This window comes from Streptomyces sp. NPDC029159 (genome assembly GCF_055564055.1).
This window is the reverse complement of sequence record NZ_JBVHWT010000015.1, coordinates 1-26,496: the sequence shown is the minus strand read 5'-3', so window position 1 is coordinate 26,496 and position 26,496 is coordinate 1. Positions and strand designations below refer to the sequence as shown.

The window sequence follows — 26,496 nt, the reverse complement described above, 5'->3', positions numbered from 1 at the left end:
ACACGGACATCAGCCGCCTGAGCAGAAGCCGGCCGGGACAGCCGCACGCGAGCGGTACAAGGCCGGCTCCATGCAGACACCACCCCGGGAACGAGCACCGGGCGTCGGTCGCAGCCCCCGGACGACGCTCTCCGGGTACGCGTCGTGGGCGACGACCCCACGGTTGCCGAGGCCGTCACGGGCTACCTCGACCGCGCCGGGTACGACGTCGACCGCGCCGAAGACGGCCCCCACGGCGCTGGAGCGACCCGCCCAACGCCGGCCCGGCCTCGTCGTCCTGTCCGTGACGGACGGCTGCGGCGGCGCCCGTGAGGACGACCTGCCCCGCGGCTCCGGCACAGGTCGGCGTGGCAGCCACGCCCGCACACCACCGGCGCCGGGGCGGGCCTCGGCCCGGCCATCGTGCGCGGCGTCGTCGGACCTCACACCGGGGTCAGGCGGCCGCACGGAACGTGGTGGGCGACTGTTGCGTCGAATTCACCCTGCCGGCCGCATCCGCCCGACCGGAACTCCGGCCGCGCTCAGCGAAGGCCCGCCTTCGCGAACTCCGCCATCCCCTCCTCGAAACCCACCTCGGCCTTCCACCCCAGCTCCGCCCGCAACCGCCCCGAATCCGCGGTGACATGCCGTACGTCGCCCAGCCGGTACTCGCCCGTCACCACCGGCCGGGGCCCGCCGAACGCGCCGGCCAGCTCCGTCGCCATCTCCCCGACGGTGTGCGGCTCCCCGCTGCCCGTGTTGTACGCCGAGAACGCTCCCGCGGCCCCGGCCCGCACCGCCTCCAGTGCCACCGCGTTGGCGGCGGCCACATCCCGTACGTGCACGAAGTCACGTCGCTGACCGCCGTCTTCGAAGACACGTGGCGCCTCGCCCCGCTCCAGGGCCGACCGGAAGAACGAGGCCACTCCGGCGTAAGGCGTGTCGCGCGGCATCCCGGGCCCGTACACGTTGTGGTAGCGCAAGGACACCGCCCGGCCGCCGGTCGCGCGAGCCCACGCGGCGGCCAGATGCTCCTGCGTGAGTTTGGTCGCGGCATACACATTGCGCGGGTCGACGGGCGCGTCCTCGCCCACGAGACCGGGCTTCAACTCGGCTCCGCAGGAGGGACAGCGGGGCTCGAATCGCCCGGCGTCGAGATCGGCGACAGCCCGCTGCCCCGGCCGCACCACCCCGTGCCGGGAGCACTCGTAGCGCCCTTCCCCGTACACGACCATCGATCCGGCGAGCACCAGATGCCGCACGCCGGCCTCGGCCATCCCGGCCAGCAGCACCGCGGTGCCCAGGTCGTTGCAGCCGACGTACGCGGGAGCGTCGGCGAAGTCCTTCCCGAGTCCCACCATCGCCGCCTGGTGGCAGACCGCGTCCACCCCGCGCAGCGCGGCCCGTACCGCTTCCGGGGACCGGACATCCTCAACGATCGGGCGCCGGCCGCCGGGCGGTCGCGGCGGCTGCGCGTGGGCCGAGGGCAGCAGTGCGTCGAGCACCACCACCTCGTGCCCGTGCCGCCCGAGGACTTCGACGATCTGTGACCCGATGAAACCGGCTCCGCCGGTGACCAGTACACGCATACGCGCCACGCTAAGCCCGCCACGAGCCCGCGCCCGGTGTCCGGCCGGCCGTGTCACCCGTCCGTAAGAACTTCCGCCACGCCGTCGCGCGTGACCCAGCGACCCGTTTCCGCCGGGTCGGGTGCCGCGGGTGTGCCTGTACGTTCTCGCTGCCCGCGGGCAGGAACCGACGCGCTCCCGCCCAGGCCGGGCCCGCGGCCCTGGCCGCATTGCCCACACAAGAGCAAGGATCACCCCTTCGGCATCGGATTCCTCTAGGTCGGGGCCCAGTGCCGGTTCGAGGACGGGCCTCAGGAGAATGTGGGTGATGACCGGGTCGAGCAGGAGCTGGACCAGGGGCGGCAGCTGTCAGGCCATCACCCGGTTGACGTCTTCACTCCCAGTTCCTCTCACCACTATCCCCATCCTGACCCAGCCGTTCCGGACCCGTCACGGCCCACAACACCAGCTCACCCCTCAAGCGCACCTCATCGCGCCGGTGGTGGCCGACGAAGGAGAATGCGCCGGCGCGCGCCCCTCTCCTTCTCGTGCGTACGCCGTCGGCTCCGCTCCGCACAGCAAATCGCCTCACCGCAGCGAGACGTGAGGGATTTCTCCTGAGCGAGTACTGCGCACCGGCATTCGAGCGGGCGTGCAGATATGAGATCGGTGCACGCAAATTTCTGTTGCTTTTGTGGCGCCCTCGGTCGGCAGCGATGTCGTAAAGGGGAACTTCAGGCCAACCCCGCGCTCCCTGGGCTGCTCCGCGGACCTCCGTCAGGGTCCGGGCGTGGATACATCGGTGCGGCCGCTATCTCTTCGCCGGAGCGCCAGAAAGGCATTTTTGAGACGTCGGGCCGGAGGACTCGGTCAACCGCTTCCGCCGTGCCGTAGAGGTGTACGAAGATCCGGCCGTCGGCTCGCACGCGCATCGGGACGTCTTCACCACGAGAGTGAAGAGAATACTTGACATACGAAGGCCCTTTTTCGCTGGTTGACACGGTGGCGGAGGGCGGTGAAGACTTTTGGTCGCATGGCGTCGGTACGTTCTGGACAGGGACCGCAAACGACGGGGGTGGCGGCGATCCGTTTACCGAAAGGCATCTCCGGAATTACCTTGAAAATTGTGGTCGATGTGCTGAGAGAGGCAGGATCCGCGGAAGTCTCCGCGGTCGATGTGTCACGGGATACGGGAATGAGTACCGTGACCGCACGGAGATACCTCAGGTATCTGGCCCGCACCGGCATGGTCAGGGTTTCTCACCGCTACGGTCGGGTCGGGGCGCCCGAAAGGCTGTACCGCCTGCTGGGTGAGGCGACGCCGCCCCGGGCGGCTGCGGCGTCCTGGCGACCGCGCCACCCGTCGCCGGTACCGGTTCGCGACTCTCCTGGTCGTTAGCGCGACGGTTCCGTAGCGGTGACAGCCACAGGATCACGGCGACCAGCGGCAGCAGCCAGGCGAACAGCAGGATGGTGGGGCGCAGGCCCAGGGCGGTGCCCAGGGCGCCGCCCGCGACCCCCGCGACCGGCCGCAGCCCCCACTGCAGCCAGCTGGCCGTCGCGTTGAGCCGCCCCAGCATGCCGGGTGGGCACGACGCCAGACGGTAGGACCGCTGGGCGATGTTGTAGACGAGGGCGGTGGCGAGCGTCACGGCGAAGCCGGCGGCCACCACGATCTGCCCGGCACTGCCGGGCGACACATACCCGGCGACGATCTGCCCCGGGGCGAAGGGGATCGGGCTGAAGAGCAGCACCCGGACGAGACCGTAACGCTTGATCAGGGGCTTCGCGGACAGGCTGCCGAGCACACCGCCGACGGCGCTGATCCCGGCGACGAGGCCGACGGTCTGCGCGGACCACCGGATCTCACGGACCGCGTACAGCACCCACACCGAATTGATGGCCGCCAGCAGGAAATTGCCCAGGCTGTTCGAGACCGTGATGAAGGTCAGGGCCTTGTCGGCCACGATGATCCGCAGCCCGGCGGACAGCTCCCGCCACAGCCCGCGATCGCCCGCGGGCCGGGGCTCCGGGCGCGGCTCCCGGAACCGGACGAGCCACAGACCGCCCGCGCTCAGCAGGTACGACACCGCGTCGGCGGTCACGGCTCCGGCCGCGCCCACCAGGCCCACGAGGAACCCCGCGGCGCTCGGCCCGACCACGCCGGCGGCCGCCGAGACCGTGCTCACCTTCCCGTTGGCGTCCACCAGTTGGTCCTTCGCCAGGAGCATCGCGGGGAAGCTCAGATAGGCGCTGTTGAACACCACCGCGAGTGCGCCGGAGGCCAGCGCCACCGCGTAGAGCTGGACCAGCGAGACGGAGCCCAGCGCCGCCGCCAGAGGCACCGTGACGAGGACGCCGAACCGGGCGAGGTCACACCACAGCATCACCTCCCTCTTGCGGCAGCGGTCGACGAGCACCCCCGCGGGCAGGGAGAAGAGCAGCCACGGCAAGGTGCTGAACGAGGTCAGCAGGGCCACCTGCCAGGTGGAGGCGTGCAGGGTGAGGGTGGCGAGCAACGGCAGGGCCAACACGGTGACCTGGGCGCCGACCAGGCTGGCGGCCTGCCCGGCCCACAGGAGCATGAAGTCCCGGTGCCGCCAGAGCGAGCCGACCGGTTCCTTTTCGCGCATGCAGCGTTCCGTCCGAGGTCTTTCCGGGCGGCAGACCGGTGAGGTGCCCTGCGGCGGGCCGCGCTCTGCCGGGCCGACGGGATGGGTGCCGGGCCAGGCTACTCCCGGTCGTCCCGCCCTGCCGCAGCGCGGGAACCCGTGTGCGATCCCGCTGAAGCCGCTCCCCTGGGGCGTGTCCGCAAGGCCCCGCCTGGCTTGCGGCACCCGGGCGAACGGCGGAACGTCGCGGACACGCCTAGGACGCCTGCTGCGCCGCCCCGTTCCGCAGGTCCTCCTTCAGCAGGTGTGCGATCTTGGGGCGGTCGAGGTAGTGCGGCGGCTCGAACACCGCCCGTTGCAGCGGGGTCAGTTCGGCGGCGAATTCCGCGTAACCGGTCGGCAGCGCATTCGGCCGGAAGAGCATGGCGCCGGGAGAGTAACGGGCGAAGAGCGTACGGCGTTCGCCCGTGCCGGTCCAGGGAAGGGTCCCGTGCACCAGCGTCTCGGTGAAGACCACGGCCGAACCGGCCCGGACGGGCACCTGGCGCACATGCTCCTCGTACGCCTCCATCCGCCGGATTTCCGCGGGGCACGGGAAGTTGGCCTTGTGGCTGCCGGGAATGCAGCCGAATCCCCCCGCCCCCGGCCCCACGTCGTTGAGGGCATAGGCGATGTTCACCAGGCCGTTGGAGATCCTGTCGCCGTCGACGCGGTAGAAGCGGAGATCGCCCGGAATGCCACCGCCGCCGTGCAGCCGGTAGCCCTCGGTGCCGGGCTTCATGATCGTGCCCTTCATGCTGTCGTAGCGGAAACCCTCGCCGATGAGTTCGAGCATCAGCTCCAGCGCGGCAGGGTGGGACACCAGGCGGCGGAAGGCCAGGCATGCGGGCTTGGGCCAGTTGAAGGGTTCGTTGAACTCGGTGCGGCGCCGGTCGCCCTCGAAACGCTTCGCCTTCTCCGCCAGGGAGAAGGGGAGTTGCCCGGCCCGGTCGCCGGCCTCGTCGAATGCGCTGTTGAGTTCTTTGAGCTGATCCTTGTCGAGGATGTCCTCGACGACCAGATAGCCATTCACGTCGAAGAGGAACTTTTCATGCTCGGTCAGCATTCCCGACAATCCTTCCGCGAGGTATGCACGACGGCCGGCCGCAGAGCGGGCCGCCCCGGACGGCCACCGATATCTTTCATACGCGCCGGCCCCGCCGGGCGCCAGATCGCACGGCCAAAGTTTTACCCTGCCGATTTCAATGCCCGTAACGCTCCTAATTTCCCTGATCATTGACCCTTCCCGGCCCCGGTCATAGCTTCGGGACACCACCGCATTCCGTACCCGTCGCCCGACCGTTGGAGGAACAAGTGGGGCCCGAGTACCAGTGCACACTCGACCGCCGGGAAAGGGCGGCACTGCACCGACTGGCGTCCGAGGTCGCAGCATTCGTGCCGGGCGCGCCGGAACGGGCGGCGGACGCACTCGACGCCGTCCCCGCCCGGCTGCGCCGCCTGCTGACCGCACTCACCGACCGCGACACCTCACCGGCCTGCGCTCTCGTCGACGTCGCCGACGGCGCGCCGCTCGCCGACCTGCCCCCGACCCCGACCGCCGACCGCCCCGCACCGCCGGGCCACTGGTCGGCCGGACTGCTGCTGCTGGTCGCCGAGACCCTCGGCGCGCTCATCGGCTACGAGGACGAGAACGCGGGCGCGCTGATCCACGAGGTCTCCCCGGAGCCCGGCATGGAGGAGTACATCCAGAACACCGGCGCCTCGTCCCTGGGGCTGCACACCGAGAACGTGCACCATCCGCTCAGGCCGGACTTCGTCGGGCTGCTGTGCCTGCGCCAGGACCACGACGACGCCGCCGCGCTGCGGATCTCCTCCGTCCGTCAGGCCCTCCGCCACCTGCCGCCCGAAGACCTGGACACGCTGCGCCACCCCCTGTTCCGCAGCCTCTACCCCACGTCCTTCGGGCCGGACGCCGCGGGGCGGCGGCCGGTCTCCGCGCCGCACGCCCTGCTCACCGGCGCCCCGTCCGCGCTCGCCGTCCGCTACAACGCCCACACCACCACCGGGACGACCGAGCGCGCCACCGAGGCGCTCGCCGCGCTCGGCGCCGCGCTGGAGCGCGTCTCACGGCGGCTGCGGCTCCGCCCGGGACAACTCGCCGTCCTGGACAACAGCGTCATCGTCCACGGCCGCACCCCCTTCCGGCCACGCTACGACGGCCGGGACCGCTGGCTGCGCCGTTGCTACGCGCTGCGCGCCCTGCCGCCGGGGCTCCCCGCGCGGATGCCCCGCCCCCGGGTGGTTCCCCGTATGCCCGCGCTGCTGAAGGACCTCGACGCCCTGGCGACGGGGCGGCCGGGATGAGCGGGACGGTGGTGGACTTCGCGGACCGGGAACCGCGCGATCCCGCGGCCCTGGTGGCGGCGGTGGTCACGGTGGTGCACCGCAGGACCACCGACGAGCGCGTCCGGGTCCGGTGCCGGATCATCGGAGCAGCGGCCAGCCCGCGCGGGATGCTGTGCGCCGAACTGTCCGGCGGACCGTCCTTCGGCGAACTCGCCGCGTGGGCGGCGGCGGAGATCGACGCCCTGCGCGCCGACGCACCGGCGGCCGCGGCAGCGGAGCCCGGTGCGGCGGACGGCGCCGATCCCGGTCTCCACGGTGCGGACGCCGCGCTCTCCTCGTTGGAGGTCGTGCTCACCGAAGAGGCGGACGGCCGGGTCCTGCCCGGTGAGGTCCGGGGCGTTCCCGACGAGCCCGGATGGGCCGAGCAGTTGTGTGCCGCCCACACCGCCGGGGTACGCGATCCGGCCGTGGCGCTGTCCGTGCTCGACCTGTGGCCCCCCGGCGCGAGCGGTGCGCACGTCCCGCAGGGCACCGACGTACCGGCCGAACCCGCACGGGCCGTCCACGAGTACGTCGCCGAACAGGCCGCCGCCACCCCGCACGCGCCCGCCGTCACCTGCGAGGGCGCCACCCTGACCTACGGTGAACTGTGGGACCGGGCGGGCCGGGTGGCTGACCGGCTCGGGGCGTGCGGCGTGGCCCCGGACACGATCGTCGGCGTACTGCACCGCCGCTCCGCCGACCTCGTCGTCGCGCTGCTCGGCATCCTGCGGGCCGGCGCCGCCTATCTCGCACTGGATCCCGAGGACCCGCCGGCCCGGTACGCCGAACTCCTCGCCGCGGCCCGCAGCGGCCATGTGCTGACCGAAGCCGCGCTGCGCGACCGGCTGCCGCCGGGGCCCCGCGTGATCGACACGGCGTCCTGCCGCCCGCCGGGCCCCGGCGCCGGCCGTCCCGCGCCCCGCCGGGACGCCCCGCTCCGCCCGGACCGCCTCGCCTACGTCAGCTTCACCTCCGGTTCGACCGGCCGTCCCAAGGGGGTGGGCGTCCCGCACCGGGCCGTGTCCCGGCTGCTGCGCGGCCCGGACTGGATGGACATCCGCCGCGACGACGTGTTCCTCGAACTGGCACCGGTCGCCTTCGACGCCTCGACCATCGAGATCTGGGCGCCGCTGATGAACGGCGCCCGCCTGGTGGTGCTGCCCGGGCCGCCCACCGCCGTCGAGCGGATCGGCTCCGTCGTGGCGCGTGAGGGCGTCACCGTCCTGCTGCTGACCACGGGCCTCTTCCACCACCTGGTGACGGCGGAACCCGGCCTGTTCCACGCCGTACGGCACGTCCTGACCGGCGGCGACACGGCCTCCCCCGTCCACGTCCGGCGACTGCTCACCGACGCCCCGTCGCTCACCTTCACCAACGGGTACGGCCCCACGGAGAACACGTCGTTCACCACCTGCTGGACCACCGAGGGGGACCCACCGCACGGCGCCCGCGTACCGATCGGCACCCCGGTACGGGGCACCCGGATCCACCTCCTCGACCCCGCGCTGCGGCCCGTGCCGCCGGGCGTCGTCGGTGAGCTGTACGCCGGTGGCGAGGGCCTGGCCCGCGGCTATCTGGGGCAGCCCGCCGCCACCGCGGAACGGTTCGTGGCCGACCCCTTCGCGACCCGCCCCGGCCGCCGCCTCTACCGCACGGGCGATCTGGTGCGCCGCTCGCCCGACGGCTGCCTGGAATTCGTCGGCCGGGCGGACCAGCAGGTCAAGGTGCACGGCTTCCGGGTGGAGCCGGCACACGTCGAGGCGCAGCTCACCCGGCACCCCGAGGTCAAGGACGCGGTCGTCGTCGCCCAACCGGACGGCACCGGCAGCCATCGGCTCCTCGCCTACGTCGTGGCGCGGCAGGGCGCGGACGCCGCGCCGCCCGCCGGGCGCGACGCCGCAGCCGGGCTCGGCGCCCTCCTCCGGGAGGCCCTGGCGGCGGCGCTGCCGGCGTACCTGGTGCCCTGGGCGATCATGGTCCGCGACGACCTGCCGCTGAACCGGAACGGCAAGGTGGACCGCCGCGCCCTGCCCGCGCTCCGCCGCTCCCCCCGGACCCTGACCACCGCCCCCGTACCGCCGCGCACCGCGCTGGAGTCACGGCTCGCCGCCCTCTGGTCGGAGGTGCTGGACGTCGAACCGGTCGGTGTGGCGGACGACTTCTTCGACCTCGGCGGCCACTCCCTGCTCGCCGCCGCCCTCCTCGGCGCGCTGGAGAGCCGGCTGTCCGCCGCCGTCCCCGCCCGCGTGCTGTACGAGGGACGCACCGTCGCCCACCTCGCCCGGTTCCTGTCCGCCACGGCGGACGAACCGCCCGGCGGCACGGCGCCCCCGGGCACCGCGTGAGGACCGGCCCGTCGGACCGAGCACGAACCAGGAGAACGCGGTGCACCGAATAGTGCTGGGCGGTATCGGGGCCGACTCCCACTCCGTGGGGCTGTTCGTGCTCCGGCACGCCTTGGCGGAGAGCGGCTACCGGGTGACGGACCTGCGCACCCAGAACGAGCTGCGGGACTTCTTCGAGGCGGGCCGCACCGCCGACGTGGTGATGATCTCCAGCATGGACGGCCACAGCCGCTTCTACACCCGGCGCTTCGGCGAACTGCGCCAGGAGCACGGCCCCCTCCACGCCCGCTGGTACATCGGCGGCAATCTGTCCGTGTCGTCGCCCCGCGACGAGGTGGTGCGCCACTTCCTCGCCCTCGGCTTCCACCGGGTGTTCCCGGGCTACACCGACCTGCGCGAGGTGCTGCGCTGCCTCGCCCAGGACCTCGCGGGGCGGCGGCCCGCACCCCCCGCCGCCCCCCACGGCCCGCCCGCGCCGGGCAGTCCGTGCGGACCGCCGGTGCCCGGGGACGAGCGGATCGACGACGCATGCTTCCTGACGGCCCGTCAGAAGGTCCTGGAGCACTGGCGCACCGGGCGGGGCGCCGCCGATCTCGACGCCAACGCCGCGTTCCTCGCCGCCCGGCCGTCGCTCACCGCCGCGCAGCTACGGGCCCGGCACACCGGGCGGCCGCTGCTGCAGCCCCGTTGCGGGGTGGCCGACGCGCGCGGCCAGGCACGCCTGTTCACCGCGCTGCACCGGGCCGGTGCGCAGGTCCTCTCGTACCAGGTCGACTCCCTGTCCCGGAACAACGACCACCCGGGCGCCGAGGAGGGCCTGCGCGCCAGTTCCCCGGCCCGGTCCGCGCTGAACGGCTTCCCGGTCGTCAACCACGGCGTCCCCGTACTGCGGCGGCTGGCGGCGCAGGTCCCCGCTCCCCTGCAGACCCGGCACAGCACCCGGGACCCCCGGCTGCTCGCCGAGATCTCCTACGCCGGCGGCGTCACCGCCTTCGAAGGCGGCGCCATCACCTACAACCTGCCCTACTACAAGACCTATCCGCTGGAGGAGTCCATCCCGGTCTGGCAGTACGTGGACCGGCTCACCGGGCTGTACGCGGAGCGCTACGGCATCGTCCTGGACCGGGAGTTCTTCGGGGTCCTGACGGCGACGCTGCTGCCGCCGTGCCTGGCGGTCGTCACCACCCTCCTGGAGATGCTGATGGCCGTCGCCCAGGGCGTGCGCTCGGTCAGCCTCGGCTACGCCGAGCAGGGCTGCCGGGCCCAGGACGTCGCCGCCATCCGTGTCATGGACGAGATGGCCCACGAACTGGCGGGCCCCGGCGTGGCGGTGACGACCGTGTTCCACCAGTACATGGCCGCGTTCCCGGAGGACCGGCGCAAGGCGCTCCTGCTGCTTGGCGGATCGGCGCGGACGGCGGGGCTCTCGGGCTGCGGGCGGGTGCTGCTCAAGACCACGGCCGAGGCGTGGGGCATCCCGACCGTGGCGGAGAACGCCGACGCGATCCTCCGGGCGAGGCGGTCCGTCGACGGGGCGACCCCGGCCGAACTGGACCACCGGGCCGTCGGCGAGGAGAGGCGGATCCTGCGCGCCGAATGCGAGCACCTGCTGAACGCCGTCCTGGAATGCGGCGGCGGAAGCGTCGCCCGGGGCGTCGTCCGGGCCTTCCGCACCGGCCTGCTCGACATCCCGTTCGCGCCGAGCGTGCACAACCGGGGCGAGGTGCTGGGCATCCGGGACACCGCGGGCGCCGTCCGGCTGCTCGCCGCGGGCCGGCTCCCGCTGCCGTCCGGCATACGGGAATTCCACCGCGACCGCGTCCAAGAACGCCTTTCCCAAGACCGCTTCGAGGGCCGGAGAACGGCCGCCGAGGTGGCCGCCTCCGATATCCGCCGGGTCATCGACGGGAATTTCGACGACTGGCCGCTCTCGTGACCGCAATCGACCACAACAACCCTTACGAACAGTACGGCCGCGATCTGGGTCCGCGGCCGCGGCATCGCTAGCATCGCAGCTGATCCCGTACTCCGGGCCGCATTCCGGCGCGGTGATCCGACCCGTATCGCCCCCGGCTTTCCCTTCGCTTTCCTCATGCTCCGGGAGTTCACGGTATGCCTGAGCCCGCACGGACACCGCTTTCCCTGTCGGCCGCACAGCGCGAGGTCTGGCTGGCCCAGAAACTCGACCCCGACAATCCGGCATTCAGCATCGGCAGTTATTTCCACGTCCGCGGCGCTTTCGACCGGCAGGTCTTCGAGGCGGCGCTGCGACGGGCGGTATCGGAGGCGGAGTGCCTGCACGTCCGGATCGGCGAGGACGACGAGGACGGACTCCGGCAGACCGTCGGGGTGCGGGACGGCCGGCCGCTGCCGTTCCTCGACCTCAGCGACGCCCCCCGCGCCCGGGAACGCGCCGAGGCATGGATGCACGAGGACCTGGCCCGGCCCGTGGACCCGGCCCGCGATGACGTGTTCGGCTCCGCGCTGGTGCGCATCGCCCCCGACGAGCACCTGTGGTACGTCCGCGCGCACCACTCCGCGGTGGACGGCTACGGCCTCTTCCTCCTCGGACAGCGCGTCGCCGACCTGTACACCTGCGAGGTGGAGGGCCGCACGCCCCGCGCGCCGTCCTTCCGGCCGCTGGGCGAGGTGGTCGCCGAGGACGCGGCCTACCGGCGGTCGGCGGAGTACGAGGAGGACCGGGCCCGCTGGTGCGCGCTCTTCGCCGAGCGGCCGGACATCGTGACCCCCGCCGTCCGCTCCGCGGACCCGACCGCCCACTTCCTGCGCACCACCGGCCACCTGGACCAAGGCCGGTTCGACCGTCTGTCCGCGCTGGCCGAGCAGCACCGGATCCGCTGGACCGCCGTGGTGTGCGCGACGGTCGCCGCCTATCTCGGCAAGGTGATGGCCACCGACGACGTGAGCCTGGGACTCACTGTGACCGGCAGGACGGGAAAGGCCACCAGGAAGACCCCGTGCCAGGCGTCCAACGTGGTGCCGCTGCGGCTCGGCGTCCACCCCGGGGAGCCGTTCTCGGACCTGGCCCGCCGGGCGTCGGGCGGCCTGCTGGACGTCCTCCAGGGCCAGCGCTTCCGGGGCGAGGAGCTGCGGCGCGCGCTCGGTCTCCACGGCGACGAGCGGCTGTTCGGCTGGCACCTCAACCTCGTGCCCTTCGACTACGGACTGTCCTTCGCGGGCAGCCGGGCCGAGCTGAACACCCTCCGGCTGGGCGCCGTGGACGATCTGTACATCTACGTCTACAGCGGTTTCGGCGGCGAGGGCCTGCGTCTGGACTTCTTCGCACACCCCGGCCGCTACACCGCCGAGCAGCTCGACCGCCACCGGGCACGGCTGATCCGGCTGCTCACCCACCTCGCCGACGGGGGCACCCTCGACGTCCCCACCGGCGTGCTCGACGCCGCGGAGGAGGACGAACGGTCCCAACTCGCCGACGGCGCACCGCAGCCGTCCGCACGGCCGGACGCGGAGACCAGGACCGTCCTCGACCTCGTGACCGAGCGGGCCCGCCGGGATCCGGGGGCACCGGCGCTCACCGCGGGCGGCGAACACCTCACCTACGCCGCACTCCTCTCCCGCACCCACCGGCTGGCGAGGCTGCTGCTCGCCGAAGGGGTCGGGGTGGACGACGTCGTCGCGGTCGCCATGCCGCGCTCCGCCGACATGGTGGTCGCGCTGCTGGGCGTGCTCGCGGCGGGTGCCGCCTACCTCCCGGTGGACCTCGACTACCCGCCGGAGCGGGTGTCGTACATGCTGCGCGACGCCCGGACCCGTCTGCTGCTCACCAACGGGCGCGGGGACGCCTCCGGAGCCCTGGACGACTCCCCCGCCCGCCGGATCGTGCTGGACTCCCCCGAGGTCCGGGCCCGGCTGGCGGACCTCCCCGACGACGGGATCCGGCCCGGCGAGCGCACCGCGCCCCTCCTGGACCGCAACCTCGCCTACGTCATGTACACCTCCGGCTCCACCGGGCGTCCCAAGGGCGTCGCGGTCGAGCACCGGTCGGTGGTGAACTACGTCGAACGGGCCGCGGTCGCGTACCCGAGTCTGGCCCAGCGCGTCCTGCTGTACTCGTCCCCGTCCTTCGACATCACGCTCACCGCCCTGTTCGGCACGCTGGCCGCGGGCGGGGAACTGATCGTCTCCAGCGTGGAGGAGTACGCCGAGCGCGGCGGCTCCGGCGGGAGCTACGCCTTCCTCAAGGCGACCCCCACCCACCTGGCCCTGCTCGACACGCTGCCCGACCTCTGCTCCCCCACGCAGGAGTTCATCGTCGCGGGCGAGCCGCTCGTCGGCGAACTCCTCCGGGAATGGCGCCGCCGGCACCCCCAGGTCGCCGTCATCAACCACTACGGCCCCTCCGAGGCCACCTGCGGCTGCCTCGACCACCGCATCCCGGCCGGGACGGTGCCGGAGCCCGGACCGGTGCCGATCGGCACCCCGTTCGCCGGGGCCCGCCTGCACGTGCTCGACTCCGGCCTGCGGCCGGTGCCGCGCGGCGTGGTCGGCGAGCTGTACATCGGCGGGCAGAACCTGGCCCGCGGCTATCTCGGACAACCCCGGCTGACGGCCGAGCGGTTCGTCGCCGACCCGTTCGACGGGCCGGGCGAGCGGCTGTACCGCACCGGCGATCTCGTGCGCCAGCGCGCCGACGGCCTCGTGGAGTTCATCGGCCGGGCCGACCACCAGATCAAGATCCGCGGCTTCCGGGTCGAACTGGGCGAGGTCCAGGCGGTGATCGCCCACCACCCCGGCGCCCGGCAGGTGCTCGTCCTGGTACGGGAGGACGAACCGGGGAAGCGGCAGCTGGTGGCCTACGTGGAGACCGCTCCCGGGCAGGCGCCCACCGCCGCCGAGCTGCGCGATCACGTGGCGCGGACGCTGCCCCGCTTCATGGTCCCGTCCCGGTTCGTGCTGCTCGACGCGTTGCCCACCACACCGAACGGGAAGATCGACCGGGCGGCCCTCACGGTGCCCGAACACCTCCCCACGGCGGACCGCGGCCGGGCCCCCCGCTCCCCGCAGGAGGCGACGCTGTGCCGGCTCTTCGGCGACCTCCTGGGCATGGCGCGGGTCGGCGCGACGGACGACTTCTTCGCCCTCGGCGGCCACTCGCTGACCGCGGTCAAGCTCGCGGCCCGGATCCGGGCCGCCACCGGCGCCGAGGTGTCCGTCCGCGAGGTCTTCGACCTCGCCACCCCGGAGCGGCTGGCCGGACGGCTCGCCGGGGCCGGACACACCGGGGACGGCCCGGCCACGGGAGCGGACGCCGACGGCGTCCCGCTGTCCCTGCCCCAGCGCCGCCTGTGGTTCCTCAACCAGTCGGACATCCCGCGCGCGGTCTACAACATCCCCTACGCCGTCGCCCTCGGCCCCGAGACCGACGTGGCGGCCCTGACCGCCGCACTGGGCGACGTCACCGCACGGCACGAGATACTCCGGACGGTCTTCCCGGAGACACCCGACGGCGTACGGCAGACCGTCCTCGCGCCGGAGACCGCCCGCCCCGCGCTCCCCGTCGTGGACGTGCGGGAGGAGGACGCGGACGAGGCGCTCCTGCGGGCCGCGCGGCAGCCCTTCGACCTCACCCGCGACACCCCGCTGCGGGCCCGGCTGCTGCGTACGCCGACCGGCTACCGCCTGCTGGTGGTGCTGCACCACATCGCGGGCGACGGCTGGTCCTTCGCCCCGTTCGGCCGCGATCTCGAACGCGCCTACGCCGCGCGCCGCGAGGGCCGGGCCCCGCGGTGGGCCCCGCTGCCCGTCCAGTACCGCGACTACGCGCTGTGGCAGCGGCGCTTCCTCGCCGGCGGCGCGGACGGCAACGCCCTGCTGTCCCGGCAGACCGCCTACTGGACCGCGAAACTCGCCGGCCTGCCCGAGGAGTTGCGGCTGCCCACCGACCGGCCCCGGCCCGCGGTGGCGAGCCACCTCGGCGGCACCGTCCCGCTGCGCATCCCACCGGAGCTCCACCGCCGTCTGCGGGACACGGCCTCGGAGTCGGGCGCGACGCTGTTCATGGCCCTCCAGGCGGGCCTGGCCGTGCTGTTGACGAAGCTCGGCGCCGGCGACGACATCCCCGTGGGCACCGGCGTCGCGGGCCGGACCGACGACGCCTGGGACGATCTGGTCGGCTTCTTCATCAACACGCTGGTCCTGCGGACCGACGTCTCGGGCAACCCCACCTTCCGCGAACTGCTCGCCCGGGTCCGGCAGACCGACCTGGAGGCGCTGGACCACCAGGACCTGCCCTTCGACCGGCTCGTGGAGGTCCTCAACCCGCCCCGGTCCCCGGCCCGGCACCCGCTGTTCCAGGTGCTGCTGATGCTGCGCAACACGCCCCGCTCGGACCTGCGGCTGCGCCTGGACGGACGGGAGGCCGACGGTGACGAGATCCCCATCGGCTTCGCCAAGTTCGACCTCACCGTCAGCCTGCGGGAGACGGTCTCCGCCGAGGGCGTCTGCCAAGGCGTCGAAGGATTCGTCGAGTACGCGGCCGACCTCTTCGACGCCGCGACGGCCGAGCGCCTGGTCCGGCTGTTCCTCGCCGTGCTGGACGCCGTAACCGCCCGCCCCGGCCGTCCGGTGGGCGAGGTGGACCTGCTCACCGACGCCGAACGGCGGCACACGGTGGAGGTGCTGGGCCGCCGCGCCCCGGCGACCGCCGGCCACGACCCGCTCCCGGTGCTCTTCGCCCGCCAGGTGCGGCGCCACCCGGACGCGGTGGCGGTCCAGGGCGACGGCGAGGAGCGGACCTTCGCGGAGCTGGACGCGGACGCCAACCGCCTCGCGCGCCTGCTGCTCGCCCGGGGCGCCGGCCCGGAGCGGTGCGTGGCGCTCGCCCTGCCCCGCTCACGGCAGCTGGTGACCGCGGTCCTCGCCGCCTTGAAGACCGGGGCCGCGTATCTCCCCGTCGACCTGGACTACCCGGCGCCCCGCATCCGCGCGATGCTGGCGGACGCCCGGCCGACCGTGGCCGTCACCACCGAGCGGCACCGGGGTCTCTTCGGCGACGGCACCGCCCCTGTGGTCTGCCCGGACGCCCCGGCGACCGCCGCGGAGCTGGCGCGCCTGGCGCCCGGCGGTATCGGCGACACCGAGCGCGGCGGACCGCTGGACCCGCTCGGCGCGGCGTGCCTGCTGTTCACCTCGGGCTCCACCGGCCGCCCGAAGGGCGTGGTGCTCACACACCGGGGAACGGCCGGTCTCGTCGGGGCGCAGCGCGCGCTCTTCGAGGTGACCGGGGAGAGCCGGGTGCTGCAGTTCGGATCGCCCAGCTTCGACGCGTTCCTGCTGGAGATCTGCATGTCGCTGCTCTCCGGCTGCCGGCTGGTGCTCGCCGAGCCCCGCGACCTGGTGCCCGACCAGACACTGGGCGACACCGTGCGGCGGTGCGGCATCACCCATGTCACCATGCCGCCCTCGGTGCTCGCCGCCGTACCGCCCGGGGCCCTGCCGCCGGATCTGACGCTGGTGGTCGCCGGTGAGCCGGTGCCCGGGGCGCTCGTACGGGACTGGTCCGCGGGCCGCCGCATGGTCAACCTCTACGGCCCGACCGAGGGTTCGGTCATCGCCACCTGGGCGGGCCCGCTGTCCGGCACCGCCGCCCCGGCGATCGGCTCCCCGCGCCCCGGCGTGGCGCTGTACGTCCTCGACCCCTGGCTGCGGCCGGTCCCGCCCGGCGTGCCCGGTGAGCTGTACCTCGCCGGGGAGTGCGTCACCCGCGGCTACGCCAACCGTCCGGGGCTGACCGCCGAACGCTTCGTGGCCGACCCGCTCACGGACGCCCCGGGGGCCCGTATGTACCGCACCGGCGACCTGGTGGTCCGGCGCCCCGGCGGGGAACTCGGCTTCCTCGGCCGCGCCGATCACCAGGTGAAGCTCCGCGGCTTCCGGATCGAGCTGTCCGAGGTGGAGGCGGCGCTCGCCGCCGTGCCCTCGGTGTCCCGCGCGGCGGTGGCCGTCCGGGAGGACGTCCCCGGCGAACGGCGGCTGATCGGCTACGTCGTCCCGGCGCCGGGCGGCGACTGCCGGGGCGCGCAGGTGCGGCGCCGGGTCGCCGAGGTCCTCCCCGGCTATCTGGTCCCGGCGCGGGTGATCGTGCTCGACCGGCTCCCGCTCAACCCCAACGGGAAACTGGACCGCGCGGCGCTGCCGGCCCCCGATCGGACCGAGCCGCCGCCCCCGGTCGGCGGCTCGCCGGTGGAGCGGGTGGTCGCCCGGGTGTGGCGCGAGGTCCTCGGCGCGGCGGAGGTCGGCCCCGCGGACGACTTCTTCGGGCTCGGCGGCCACTCCCTGCTCGCCGGGAAAGTGGTCAACCGTCTGCGCGACGAGTGCGGCGTCACCCTCCCGGTCCGGATGCTGTTCGAGCACCCGACGGTCGCGGGGCTCGCCCGCGAGATCGGCCGGCTGCTCGCCGCGGACACCGAGGGGGACGACTGATGGGCGCCGCCGGCCTGCTGTACCCCACTCAGGAACGGCTGTGGCACCTGGAGCAGCGGCAGCCGGGCCGGCAGGACTTCCTCGTGACCGGGCTGCTGCGGCTGTCCGGCGCGCTGGACGAGGCCGCTCTGCAAGACGCGCTGGACGCGGTGGTGGCGCGCCACGAGTCCCTGCGCACCGGGTTCCGTACGACGGCGGACGGCCCGCGCCGCTTCGTCGCGGCCCCGCCCCGGCGCCTGCTCGGCCTGCACGACGTACGCGGGGCCGGGCGTCCCCGCGAGAGGGCCCTGGAGATCGCCGAGGAGCACTGCCGGCGCCCCTTCGGCCTGGCGGACCCGCCGCTGCTGCGCGCCGCGCTCGTCCGGTACGGGGACCGCGACCGGCTGCTGGCACTGGCGATGCACCACATCGTCACCGACGGCTGTTCCTGCGGCATCGTCCTGCGGGAGATCGGCGCGCTCTACCGCGCGGGCGTGAGCGGGCAGCCGGCCGGGCTGGCCTCCCCCGCCGCCCGGTACGGCGACTTCGTGGACCGCCAGTACGCCTGGTTCGCGGGCGAGGAGGCCCGGCAGGACCTGGCGTACTGGCTCGACGACCTGCGCGGCCACCGGCCGTTGCGGCTGCGCCCCTCGGCCCGTGCCGCCCCCGCGCGCGGACCGTGCGGGGACGCGTACGACCTCACGCTGCCGCGGACGCTGTCCGAGGAGGTACGGCGCTTCGCCCGGGAGCGGGGCTGCACCCCCTTCCTGGTGCTGCTGGCCGTGATGTACCTCCTCGTCCACCTCTACACGGGAGAGCGCGACATCGCCCTGGGATCCGCCATGGCCAACCGGGGGCGTACCGCCTACGAGGAGATGGTCGGGTACCTGCGGAACATCGTCGTCCTGCGCGAGACGGTGGACGGGAACCTGCCGTTCAGCCGGCTGCTCACCCGGATCCGCGCGCATGTGCTGTCCGCCTACGACCACCAGGCCCTCCCCTTCGACCATGTGGTCCGCGCGCTGGACGGCGGCGAGGACCTCTATCCGGAGGTGCTGTTCTGCACGGACAGCTCCGCGGCGGTGCCCTGGGATCTGCCCGGTGTCGCCGTGGAGCGCATCGACCGGCGGGGGGTGGTCTCCAAGCGGGCGATGACCGTCTTCCTCCAGGAACGCGACCCGGATCTGGCACTGCGGTTCGTGCACCGGCCCGACGTGCTGAGCGCGGACGACATACGGGCACTGGGCGAGCTGTGCCAGGCCCTGCTCCGGCGGATCCTCGCCGGGCCCGAGACCACGCTGGACGCGCTGGCCGGGGAAGCCGAGCCGCCCACCTGGTGGCCGTCCCGGTGCGGCAGAAAGCAGAGAGGAGCCTCAGCATGACCGCCACCCACGACACAGGTCGCCGGCTCGCGACCGAGACCCGGCACAGCGGAGCGGCCCCGGACCTCGCCGCCGCCGCGGCGCTGCTGGAGATGGGCGACCGGCTCGGTGTACTGGACGTGATCGCCCCCGGGCGGACGTTCGGCAGCGCCGCGGTGGCCGCGCGGGCGGACGTCCCCGAGGAGGGCGCCGCACGCTATCTGGAGGCGCTGGAGTCCGCGGGCCTCATCGAGCCGGCCTCGGACGGCGGCACGGACTTCCGGGTGGTGGCGGACTTCGGTGTCCTCCTGCACCGGGCGGGCTACGTGTCCTGGACCATGAACGCCAACCGGCCGTTCATCGAGCACGCCCGGGAGTTCCTCACCGACCCGGCCGCGGCCCGCGCCGCCCATCTGCGCGACGGCCGGCAGGTCGCCGTCAGCTCGCAGTGGATGGGGTCGCTCGCCTTCTATCCCGCCGCGCTGGAGAAGATCCTCCAGGCCGCACCCGGGCGGTTGGCGGATCTCGGCGCCGGTACCTGCCAGTTGCTGATGGAGGCGCTGCGCAGGCTCCCGGGCGCCACCGGCGTGGGCCTGGACCTCAGCCCCGGCGCCTGCGAGGCGGCGCGTGCGGCCGTGCACCACGCGGGCATGGCCGAGCGGATCACGGTGGTCGAGCGGTCCATCCAGTCGATCGCCGAGGACCCCGGACCGGTGGCGGGGGCCGACGTGATCCACGCGGGCTTCGTGTTCCACGACATGATGCCGGAGGAGGAGGCGGTGGCCGACAAGGTGCTCGCCAACTGCCGGGACGCGCTGCGCCCGGGCGGGATCATGGCGATCACGGACGCGGTCCCCTACCTCCGCAACGAGCGCGAGCGGCTGTTCAGCGCGATCGTCACCTATTACCACCGGCAGTTCATGGGCCGCAGACTCCTGACCGAGGCCGAATGGGAGGGCAAGCTGCGGGCCGCGGGCTTCTCCGGGGTGGAGACCGTGGAGCTGGGGTTCCCCACCGGGCGTCTCTTCGTGGCGCGGCGCTGATGCACGGGGCGACGTCCGGCGGCGGCGCCTCGTGGTTCCCGTCCGCCGCGAGCACCGACGCCACCACCGGGGAGATCCCGCTGTTCTGCCTGCCGCACGCGGGGGCGGGGCCCGCCGCCTTCCGGCAGTGGGACGCCCACCTCGATCCGCGCATCGAGGTGGTGCCGGTGCAGTACCCCGGGCGGCCGCCGCGGTTCGGCGAGCCTCCGGAGACCTCGCTGAAACGGCTGGCGCAGCGGCTGGCCGGGCCGGTCGCGGAGCGGGCGGCGGGACGGCCGTACGCGCTCTTCGGACACAGCATGGGCGCGCTCGTGGCCTACGAGACGGCGTCCCTGCTGACGCAACTGGAGCGGCCGCCCGCGGGGTTGCTGGTGTCCGGGCAGACCGCCCCGCATCTGTACCGCCCCACACAGGTGCACCGACTCTCCGACGACGGGCTGATCGACCACCTCACCCGGCTCCAGGGCACCCCGCCGGACGTGCTGGCCAACCCCTCCCTGCTGGAACTGCTGCTGCCCGTGCTCCGTGCCGACTTCGCGCTGTGCGAGACCTACCGCTACGAGGAAGCGCCCCCGCTCCGGGCCGCCGTCACCGTCCTCGGCGGCACCGACGACCCGAGCGCGGAGCCCGGACTGCTCGGCCGCTGGAGCGAGCTGACCACCGGAACGTGCGAGGTCCGGGTCTTCCCCGGCGGTCACTTCTTCCTCTTCGAACAGCTGGCGGCCGTGCTGGCCCCGGTGTCGGCCGCGGTCCGCGCCGCGGGCGGGCCCGCCCGCGGGAGGAGCGACTGATGGCGGCGGTCGACGTCCCCGATCTCTCCGACCCCCTGCTGTACGAGCGCGGCGAGGCCGCCGCGGTGTGGCGCCGCCTCCGCCGTGAGCGGCCGGTCTGCCGGGTCGTCCGCCCCGGCGGCGAACCGTTCTGGGCGGTGCTCTCGTACGGCCTCGTCGTACGGGCCCTGTCGCAGCCGGCCGTCTTCTCCTCCACCGGCGGTATGCGCCTCGACGCGGACGGCACGGCGACGGCCGCCGGTGCGGGGAAGATGATGGTCATCTCCGACCCGCCGAGGCACGGCAAGATCCGCCGCATCATGAGTTCCGCGTTCACCCCGCGCACGGTCCACCGGCTGCGGCGGAACATGCGCACCACGGTGACCGGCCTCCTAGACGGCGCGCTGGCCGCCGATGTCTGCGAGTTCACCGAGGTCGCGGCACGGCTGCCGCTGACGGTCATCTGCGATCTGCTGGGGGTGCCGCCCGCGGACCGGGACTTCATGCTGAGCCGGACGATGACCGCGTTCGGCGTGGGCGACCGGTCCGGCGCCACCGACGCGGCCGCCGCGGCCGTGGCGCACACCGAACTGTTCCGCTACTACGGCGAGCTGATGCGCGAGCGGCGGCGCGCGCCGCGGGACGACATCATCAGCGCCCTGGTGCACGGCACGATCGACGGTGAGCCGCTGAGCAGCACGGAGGTGGTCCTCAACTGCAACGGCCTGATTTCCGGCGGCAACGAGACGACCCGGCACGCCACGCTGGGCGGCCTGCTCGCCTTCATCGAGAACCCGGACCAGTGGGCGCTGCTGCGCGCCCGGCCCGACCTGCTGCCCGGCGCCGTCCAGGAGGTGCTGCGCCACACCTCCCCGGCGATGCACCTGCTGCGCACCGCGACCCGGGACGCGGAGCTCGGCGGCGAGCGGATCCGCGCCGGTGACCGGGTCACCCTGTGGCTGGCCTCGGCCAACCGGGACGAGCACGTCTTCGACTCCCCCGACGCCTTCGACATCACCCGCTCGCCCAACCGGCACCTGACCTTCGCCCACGGCCCGCACCACTGCATCGGCGCGGCGCTGGCCGTCACCGAGCTGACCGTCATGTTCGAGGAGCTGACGCGCCGGGTCGCGCGGGCGGAGCCGGCCGGTCCGGTCCGCCGGATGCGGTCCAACCTCATCGGCGGCCTGGAGTCCCTGCCCGTCTCGCTGATCCCCGCGGACGGTTCATGCACAAGGGAAGGACGATCATGATCAATCCCTTCGACGACCCCGACGGCACCTTCCTCGTCCTCGTCAACGACGAGGGCCAGCACTCCCTGTGGCCTTCCTTCGCGGCGGTGCCGGACGGCTGGCGGGTGACCCACCCCGAGGCGTCCCGGCAGGACTGCCTGGACCACATCGAACGGAACTGGACGGATCTGCGGCCCCGCAGCCTGGCCGACCGGATGAAGGACTCCGGGCGCACATGACTGCCGTGGGGCGCCCGGAGCCCACGGCGCGGCCCGACCGGACGGACGGGGCGCACCACGGCGGCCGCGCGGTACGGGTGGAGGTCTCCGACGGCGTCGCGCTGCTCTCGCTCGACCGGCCGGGCTCCGGCAACGCGCTCACCCCGGCCGTGCTCCGTGACCTCGCGGCGGCCGTGACCGGACTGCGCGACGAGCCCGCGGTGCGGGCGGTGGTGCTCACCGGCGCGGGGCGCGACTTCTGCCTCGGCGGCTCGCCCGACGCGCTGGAGGGGCTCGCCCGGGACCTCCGTGCCGCCGGTGACGGCCCGCCGGACGAGGAGGTTCTCGCGCCGGTGCGGGACCTGGCCGGGGCCGTCCTCGGTCTCGCCACGCTGGAGTGCCCGGTGATCGCGGCGGTGAACGGGCGGGCGGCCGGTGCGGGGTTCTCCCTGGCGCTGGCGTGCGATCTGCGGATCGCCTCCGGGAGGAGCGCCTTCCACCTCGCCTACGGTGCGCTGGGATGCTCGACCGACGGTGCGATGTCCTGGTTCCTGCCGCGTGTGGTGGGCCTGGCGCGGGCCCTGCCGCTGCTTCTGGAGCAGCCGGTGCTGCGGCCCGCCGCCGCGCTGCGGATCGGTCTGGTCTCGGCCGTGGTGCCACCCGCCGAACTGCTGTCCGCGGCGCTGGAGCGGGCCCGGGCCCTCGCGCGGGCCGCCCCGCACGCGGTGCGTTCCGCCAAGCGCCTGGCGCACCAGGGCCTTTCCCTTCCGCTCGCCGACCATCTGCAACGGGAGCACGAGGATTTCGTCCGGGGGCTCCGGACGCAGGACGTGCAGCGCGGACTGGGTGCCTGGAAAACGGGGAACCGAGCGGAATTCCACGGTAATTGAGGCGGTACCATGCCGCGCATGCACCGATTGCTCTATCGGCTCTATGAAAGCCGGCTTCAACGCCAGTTGATCAAACGGCCAATTCCTCGCCATGTCGCGATCATCATGGACGGTAACCGCCGGTGGGCGCAGCGGGCGGGCCTCGGAAACGCGAGCCTCGGCCATCAGCACGGCGCCGAACACGTCGAGGAGGTCCTCGGCTGGTGCTCCTCGGCGGGCATCAAGCACGTGACCATCTTCGCCGCCTCCACCGAGAACCTCAGCAACCGCTCTCCGGCCGAGATGGACTTCCTGATGGGGGTCATCGAACGGGTCGTCGACGAGCACCTCACCCGGCCGTCCAGCCTGTGGCGGCTGCACATCGCGGGCAACCTGGACCTCATCCGTGACTCCACCGCGCGCACCCTCAAGGCCGCCGAGGAGACCACCAGCGCCTACGCCACCGAACACCACCTCACCGTCGCCATCGGCTACGGCGGCCGGCAGGAGCTGATCGACGCCTTCCGCGCCTGGATCGACGCCGAGATCGGCGCGGGCACGCCCGTCGCGGAACTGTCGGCCAAGCTGAGCGCCGAAAATATCGCCGATCATCTGTACACGAATGGTCGACCCGATCCGGATCTCGTCATCCGTACGAGTGGTGAACAACGGCTCTCGGGATTCCTGTTGTGGCAGACGGCCTATTCCGAACTGTATTTCTGTGACGTCCACTGGCCGGCGTTCCGGCACGTGGATTTCCTGCGGGCGCTGCGCGCGTACTCCGCGCGTCAGCGGCGTTACGGGGCCTGAGCGGCCGGCGCGTGCCGGCACCCCTTCCAGTCGAGGAGGGCGGCGGCCCAGGTCAGGCCCGCCCCGAACGCGGCCATGCCCACCCGGGCCCCCTTCGGCAGCCGTCCGTCCGACTGCGCGCGGTGCAGGGACAGCGGGATCGAGGACGCCGCGGTGTTGCCGAACTCGCCGACGTACACCGCGGTGCGCCCGGCGGGGAACGCCAGTCGGCGCAGCACCGCCTTGATGATCCGCGCGTTGGCCTGGTGCGGCACGAACAGGTCGAGGTCCGCCGGCGTCACGCCCCGTACCGCGCAGGCCCGGAGCGTGCTGTCGGCCATGGCGTCGACGGCCTGCTCGTAGACCTCGGCCCCCCGCATGTGCACGGTGTGCCGCTCCCGGTCCACGTACAGGATGTCGCCGAGGCCACCGTCGGCGCCGAGGACGACGGTGGGCGCGCAGGCGGCGCAGCAGCGGTCGGCGCCGGCGGCCCGGACGACGACCGCGCCGGCCGCGTCACCGAACAGCGGCGCCGTGAAACGGTCGTGCGGGTCGATGATCCGTGAGGCGGCGTCGGCGCCGCACACCAGCACGCAGGACCGGCGACCGGCGTCGATCTGCGCGAGCGCCTGGTCCACGGCGTAGAGGAAGCCGGGGCAGGCCGCGTTGAGGTCGACGGCGGGCAGCCCCCGCAGACCGAGCCCGTGCGCCAGTTCGGGGGCGAGACCTGGGGAGATCCGGTCGGGGGTGGCGGTGGCCGCGATCACCAGATCGACCTCGTCCGGCGCGCAGTCCGCGTCGGCGAGCGCGCGGCGGCCCGCCTCGATCGCCAGCCCGGTCAGCCCCTCGTCCGGCCCGAGCCACCGCCGTTCCCGGATTCCCGTGCGGCTCGTGATCCACTGGTCGGAGATCCCGAGATACGCGAAGTGCGCGTTGCGGACCGTCCGGGACGCCCGCGCCGCGCCGACACCGCTGACCACCGCGACCACCGCCGGCCCCGTTCAGGAACCGCACCGGCGGTACAGCCGCTCGGGCGCCCCCACCCTCCCGTACCGGCAGGACACCTCCGCCCTGCCGACCGAGGCGAGGAAGCGCAGGTAGCGGCGGGCCGTGACGATGCTCATGCCCGTGCTCCGCGCGACATCGGTGGCGGAGACCTCCTTGTGTGCGGGGTTCTCCAACTCACCGATCACCAGACTCAGCGTGATCTCCGAAATGCCCTTGGGGGGCGCGCCCGTACCCACGTGCCATCCTCCGTACACGACTCCGGTTCACCAGTTCAGGACGGTCTTCCCGCCGATCTCGCCCCGGGCCAGAAGGCGGAACGCCTCCCCGGCGCGCTCGGCGGGGAATTCATGCTGGAGGTGCGGCCGCAGGCCGTGGGCCACCATGAACGACAGCAGACCGCGCAGTTCGCTCATGGTTCCGCACATCACGCCGAGCACCCGCAGCTCGTTCCAGAAGATCCGTGTCAGATGCGCCGGTGGCAGCGCCCCGGTCGTCGCCCCCGCCACCACGACGGTGCCGCCGGGCCGCACCGAGCGCAGGCTGTGCGCCCAGGTGTCCCGGCCGACGCTCTCCATCACGGCGTCGACCCGCTCCGGCAGCGGCGTCCCCGACGCGAACACCCGGTCCGCGCCCAGCTCCAGTGCGAGCCGGCGTCTGGCCTCCGTGCGCGACGTGGCCCACATCCGCAGTCCGGCCGCCCGGCCCAGCCGGATCAGCGCGGTGGACAGGCCCCCGGCGCCGCCCTGTACGAGCACCGTGTGCCCGGGGTGCAGCGCCGCCCGGGTGAACAGCATGCGGTACGCGGTGAGCCAGGTGCCGGTGAGCGCGCCCGCCTCGGCGAAGCTCAGCTCCGGCGGCTTCGCGATCAGCGTGTGCGTGGGCACCGCGACCCGCTCGGCGAAGGTCCCCGGCCGGCCTTCGCCGAGCATCGTCCACTGCGGATCGAGTACGGGGCGGTCGAGGAACTCACGGCCGTAGACCATGCCGTGCACGATGACCGCGCGGCCGGTTCCGTCCGTCCCCGCGCACTCCACGCCGAGCGTCAGCGGGTAGCGGTGCGGCGGGACGCCCGCGCCGCGCAGGGTCCACAGGTCGTGGTGGTTGAGCCCGGCGCTCCGTACCGTCACCACGGTCCAGTCCGCACCGGGCGGTTCGGGCTCCGGCCGCTCGCCGAAGCGCAGCGCGGTCAACGGGGCGTCGGGGCAGGGGCGCGCGGCGTAGACCGCCTTCATGGCAGGCTCCTCTGCGGCTGGGGGCGGACGCACGACGGTCATCCGGTCGGCGAGGACCGGCGGCGGATCAATCGGAGGGCGGGCAGGCGCGCGTGATGCGGGCGGCGACGTCCGGCAGCGCGAACGTGACCGCCTGCATCCGCAGTTCGGGGCCGAGCACCGCGTCCGTCCGGCGGCGCAGCTCTCCCCGCAGATGTTCCTTGAGCAGACGCAGGCTCGCCAGGGGCGCGCGGGCGGTGCGCACGGCCAGCTCGCGCGCCGTGCGCTCCACGGTGTCGTGCGGCACGACCCGGTACGGGACCCCGCGTCGGCGCAGTTCGGCGCCGCGGTAGGACCGGCCGGTGAGCAGCATCTCGGTGCCGAGCACGGAGCCGAACCGGGCGGGGAGCAGCGCCGTGGCCCCCACCCCGGGGGTGAAGCCGTGGGACATGAAGTTGGCCGCGTACACGGAGCGCTCCGACAGCACCGCGAGGTCCGCGTAGAGCCCGAGCAGCAGTCCGCCGCCGATCGCGGGGGGGGGGGGGGGGGGGGGAAAAAAAAAAAAAAAAGGGCGGGGGGAGGGGGGGGGAGGCTCCCACCCCCAAGAGAGGGGGGGGGGAGGGGGGGAGAAAAAAGCACCCCCCGCGACGCAACCAGAGGA

At 73.5% G+C, this 26,496-nt stretch carries 18 protein-coding genes and 1 pseudogene; 12 read left to right on the top strand and 7 right to left on the bottom strand.

The window, feature by feature from the left end:
- Positions 1-144: 144 nt before the first annotated feature.
- A pseudogene (locus tag ACZ4U4_RS25160) lies at positions 145-286 on the top strand (response regulator); the annotation flags it as partial.
- A 235-nt stretch (positions 287-521) separates the two neighbouring features.
- On the opposite strand, the gene ACZ4U4_RS25155 reads toward ACZ4U4_RS25160, so the two are convergent.
- The 3 genes from ACZ4U4_RS25155 to ACZ4U4_RS25145 form a co-directional block, all read right to left on the bottom strand.
- Positions 522-1,568, bottom strand: coding sequence for an NAD-dependent epimerase/dehydratase family protein (locus tag ACZ4U4_RS25155; RefSeq protein ID WP_467878421.1), 1,047 nt, complete (start codon positions 1,566-1,568; stop codon positions 522-524).
- A 1,229-nt stretch (positions 1,569-2,797) separates the two neighbouring features.
- Positions 2,798-4,180, bottom strand: coding sequence for an MFS transporter (locus ACZ4U4_RS25150; protein ID WP_467878418.1), 1,383 nt, complete (start codon positions 4,178-4,180; stop codon positions 2,798-2,800).
- Positions 4,181-4,415: 235 nt separating this feature from the next.
- On the bottom strand, positions 4,416-5,264 hold the full coding sequence (locus ACZ4U4_RS25145) for a phytanoyl-CoA dioxygenase family protein (protein ID WP_467878415.1): 849 nt from the start codon (positions 5,262-5,264) through the stop codon (positions 4,416-4,418).
- A 248-nt stretch (positions 5,265-5,512) separates the two neighbouring features.
- Between ACZ4U4_RS25145 and ACZ4U4_RS25140 the strand changes: the two genes are divergently transcribed.
- The 11 genes from ACZ4U4_RS25140 to uppS all read left to right on the top strand — a co-directional run bounded on the left by ACZ4U4_RS25140 (position 5,513) and on the right by uppS (position 23,637).
- The gene (locus tag ACZ4U4_RS25140) at positions 5,513-6,523 is read left to right on the top strand and encodes a TauD/TfdA family dioxygenase (protein WP_467878413.1); all 1,011 of its coding nucleotides are present in this window, start codon (positions 5,513-5,515) and stop codon (positions 6,521-6,523) included.
- Positions 6,520-8,892: an amino acid adenylation domain-containing protein gene (locus ACZ4U4_RS25135; protein WP_467878411.1), complete on the top strand. Its 2,373-nt coding sequence runs from the start codon at positions 6,520-6,522 to the stop codon at positions 8,890-8,892. The genes ACZ4U4_RS25140 and ACZ4U4_RS25135 overlap by 4 nt, the downstream gene beginning before the upstream one ends.
- Before the next feature lie 40 nt (positions 8,893-8,932).
- Entirely contained in the window at positions 8,933-10,828 is a 1,896-nt protein-coding gene (locus ACZ4U4_RS25130) for a methylaspartate mutase subunit E (protein WP_467878408.1), read from the top strand.
- Between the two features lie 176 nt (positions 10,829-11,004).
- Complete coding sequence (locus tag ACZ4U4_RS25125; protein ID WP_467878405.1) at positions 11,005-17,355, top strand: amino acid adenylation domain-containing protein; 6,351 nt, start codon at positions 11,005-11,007, stop codon at positions 17,353-17,355.
- Entirely contained in the window at positions 17,355-18,716 is a 1,362-nt protein-coding gene (locus ACZ4U4_RS25120; RefSeq protein WP_467878402.1) for a condensation domain-containing protein, read from the top strand. Before ACZ4U4_RS25125 ends, ACZ4U4_RS25120 begins: the two co-directional genes overlap by 1 nt.
- The gene (locus tag ACZ4U4_RS25115; RefSeq protein WP_467878399.1) at positions 18,713-19,738 is read left to right on the top strand and encodes a class I SAM-dependent methyltransferase; all 1,026 of its coding nucleotides are present in this window, start codon (positions 18,713-18,715) and stop codon (positions 19,736-19,738) included. The genes ACZ4U4_RS25120 and ACZ4U4_RS25115 overlap by 4 nt, the downstream gene beginning before the upstream one ends.
- Complete coding sequence (locus ACZ4U4_RS25110) at positions 19,738-20,529, top strand: thioesterase II family protein (protein ID WP_467878396.1); 792 nt, start codon at positions 19,738-19,740, stop codon at positions 20,527-20,529. The genes ACZ4U4_RS25115 and ACZ4U4_RS25110 overlap by 1 nt, the downstream gene beginning before the upstream one ends.
- Positions 20,529-21,761, top strand: coding sequence for a cytochrome P450 (locus ACZ4U4_RS25105; protein ID WP_467878393.1), 1,233 nt, complete (start codon positions 20,529-20,531; stop codon positions 21,759-21,761). Before ACZ4U4_RS25110 ends, ACZ4U4_RS25105 begins: the two co-directional genes overlap by 1 nt.
- A complete protein-coding gene (locus ACZ4U4_RS25100) occupies positions 21,758-21,979 on the top strand; it encodes an MbtH family protein (RefSeq protein ID WP_467878390.1) in 222 nt (73 codons plus the stop codon). The genes ACZ4U4_RS25105 and ACZ4U4_RS25100 overlap by 4 nt, the downstream gene beginning before the upstream one ends.
- On the top strand, positions 21,976-22,848 hold the full coding sequence (locus ACZ4U4_RS25095; RefSeq protein WP_467878387.1) for an enoyl-CoA hydratase/isomerase family protein: 873 nt from the start codon (positions 21,976-21,978) through the stop codon (positions 22,846-22,848). The genes ACZ4U4_RS25100 and ACZ4U4_RS25095 overlap by 4 nt, the downstream gene beginning before the upstream one ends.
- An 18-nt stretch (positions 22,849-22,866) precedes the next feature.
- The gene (gene uppS / locus ACZ4U4_RS25090) at positions 22,867-23,637 is read left to right on the top strand and encodes a polyprenyl diphosphate synthase (RefSeq protein ID WP_467878384.1); all 771 of its coding nucleotides are present in this window, start codon (positions 22,867-22,869) and stop codon (positions 23,635-23,637) included.
- Here uppS and ACZ4U4_RS25085 read toward each other — a convergent pair.
- The 4 genes from ACZ4U4_RS25085 to ACZ4U4_RS25070 form a co-directional block, all read right to left on the bottom strand.
- On the bottom strand, positions 23,625-24,596 hold the full coding sequence (locus tag ACZ4U4_RS25085) for a 3-oxoacyl-ACP synthase III family protein (RefSeq protein ID WP_467878381.1): 972 nt from the start codon (positions 24,594-24,596) through the stop codon (positions 23,625-23,627). The two genes, uppS and ACZ4U4_RS25085, sit on opposite strands and share 13 nt — an antisense overlap.
- A gap of 21 nt (positions 24,597-24,617) precedes the next feature.
- Complete coding sequence (locus tag ACZ4U4_RS25080) at positions 24,618-24,860, bottom strand: hypothetical protein (RefSeq protein WP_467878378.1); 243 nt, start codon at positions 24,858-24,860, stop codon at positions 24,618-24,620.
- A 27-nt stretch (positions 24,861-24,887) separates the two neighbouring features.
- Positions 24,888-25,856 (bottom strand): zinc-binding dehydrogenase, encoded by a 969-nt coding sequence (locus tag ACZ4U4_RS25075; protein WP_467878375.1) that lies wholly within the window; start codon positions 25,854-25,856, stop codon positions 24,888-24,890.
- 67 nt (positions 25,857-25,923) lie between these two features.
- Positions 25,924-26,364: an enoyl-CoA hydratase-related protein gene (locus tag ACZ4U4_RS25070; RefSeq protein WP_467878766.1), complete on the bottom strand. Its 441-nt coding sequence runs from the start codon at positions 26,362-26,364 to the stop codon at positions 25,924-25,926.
- Between the last annotated feature and the right edge of the window lie 132 nt (positions 26,365-26,496).

Excerpts from the sequence above, each read along its gene's own strand:
- ACZ4U4_RS25155 (WP_467878421.1), bottom strand. The coding sequence starts at position 1,568 with ATGCGTGTACTGGTCACCGGCGGAGCCGGTTTCATCGGGTCACAGATC.
- ACZ4U4_RS25150 (WP_467878418.1), bottom strand. The coding sequence starts at position 4,180 with ATGCGCGAAAAGGAACCGGTCGGCTCGCTCTGGCGGCACCGGGACTTC.
- ACZ4U4_RS25145 (WP_467878415.1), bottom strand. The coding sequence starts at position 5,264 with ATGCTGACCGAGCATGAAAAGTTCCTCTTCGACGTGAATGGCTATCTG.
- ACZ4U4_RS25135 (WP_467878411.1), top strand. The coding sequence starts at position 6,520 with ATGAGCGGGACGGTGGTGGACTTCGCGGACCGGGAACCGCGCGATCCC.
- ACZ4U4_RS25125 (WP_467878405.1), top strand. The coding sequence starts at position 11,005 with ATGCCTGAGCCCGCACGGACACCGCTTTCCCTGTCGGCCGCACAGCGC.
- ACZ4U4_RS25120 (WP_467878402.1), top strand. The coding sequence starts at position 17,355 with ATGGGCGCCGCCGGCCTGCTGTACCCCACTCAGGAACGGCTGTGGCAC.
- ACZ4U4_RS25115 (WP_467878399.1), top strand. The coding sequence starts at position 18,713 with ATGACCGCCACCCACGACACAGGTCGCCGGCTCGCGACCGAGACCCGG.
- ACZ4U4_RS25110 (WP_467878396.1), top strand. The coding sequence starts at position 19,738 with ATGCACGGGGCGACGTCCGGCGGCGGCGCCTCGTGGTTCCCGTCCGCC.
- ACZ4U4_RS25105 (WP_467878393.1), top strand. The coding sequence starts at position 20,529 with ATGGCGGCGGTCGACGTCCCCGATCTCTCCGACCCCCTGCTGTACGAG.
- ACZ4U4_RS25100 (WP_467878390.1), top strand. The coding sequence starts at position 21,758 with ATGATCAATCCCTTCGACGACCCCGACGGCACCTTCCTCGTCCTCGTC.
- ACZ4U4_RS25095 (WP_467878387.1), top strand. The coding sequence starts at position 21,976 with ATGACTGCCGTGGGGCGCCCGGAGCCCACGGCGCGGCCCGACCGGACG.
- uppS (WP_467878384.1), top strand. The coding sequence starts at position 22,867 with ATGCACCGATTGCTCTATCGGCTCTATGAAAGCCGGCTTCAACGCCAG.
- ACZ4U4_RS25075 (WP_467878375.1), bottom strand. The coding sequence starts at position 25,856 with ATGAAGGCGGTCTACGCCGCGCGCCCCTGCCCCGACGCCCCGTTGACC.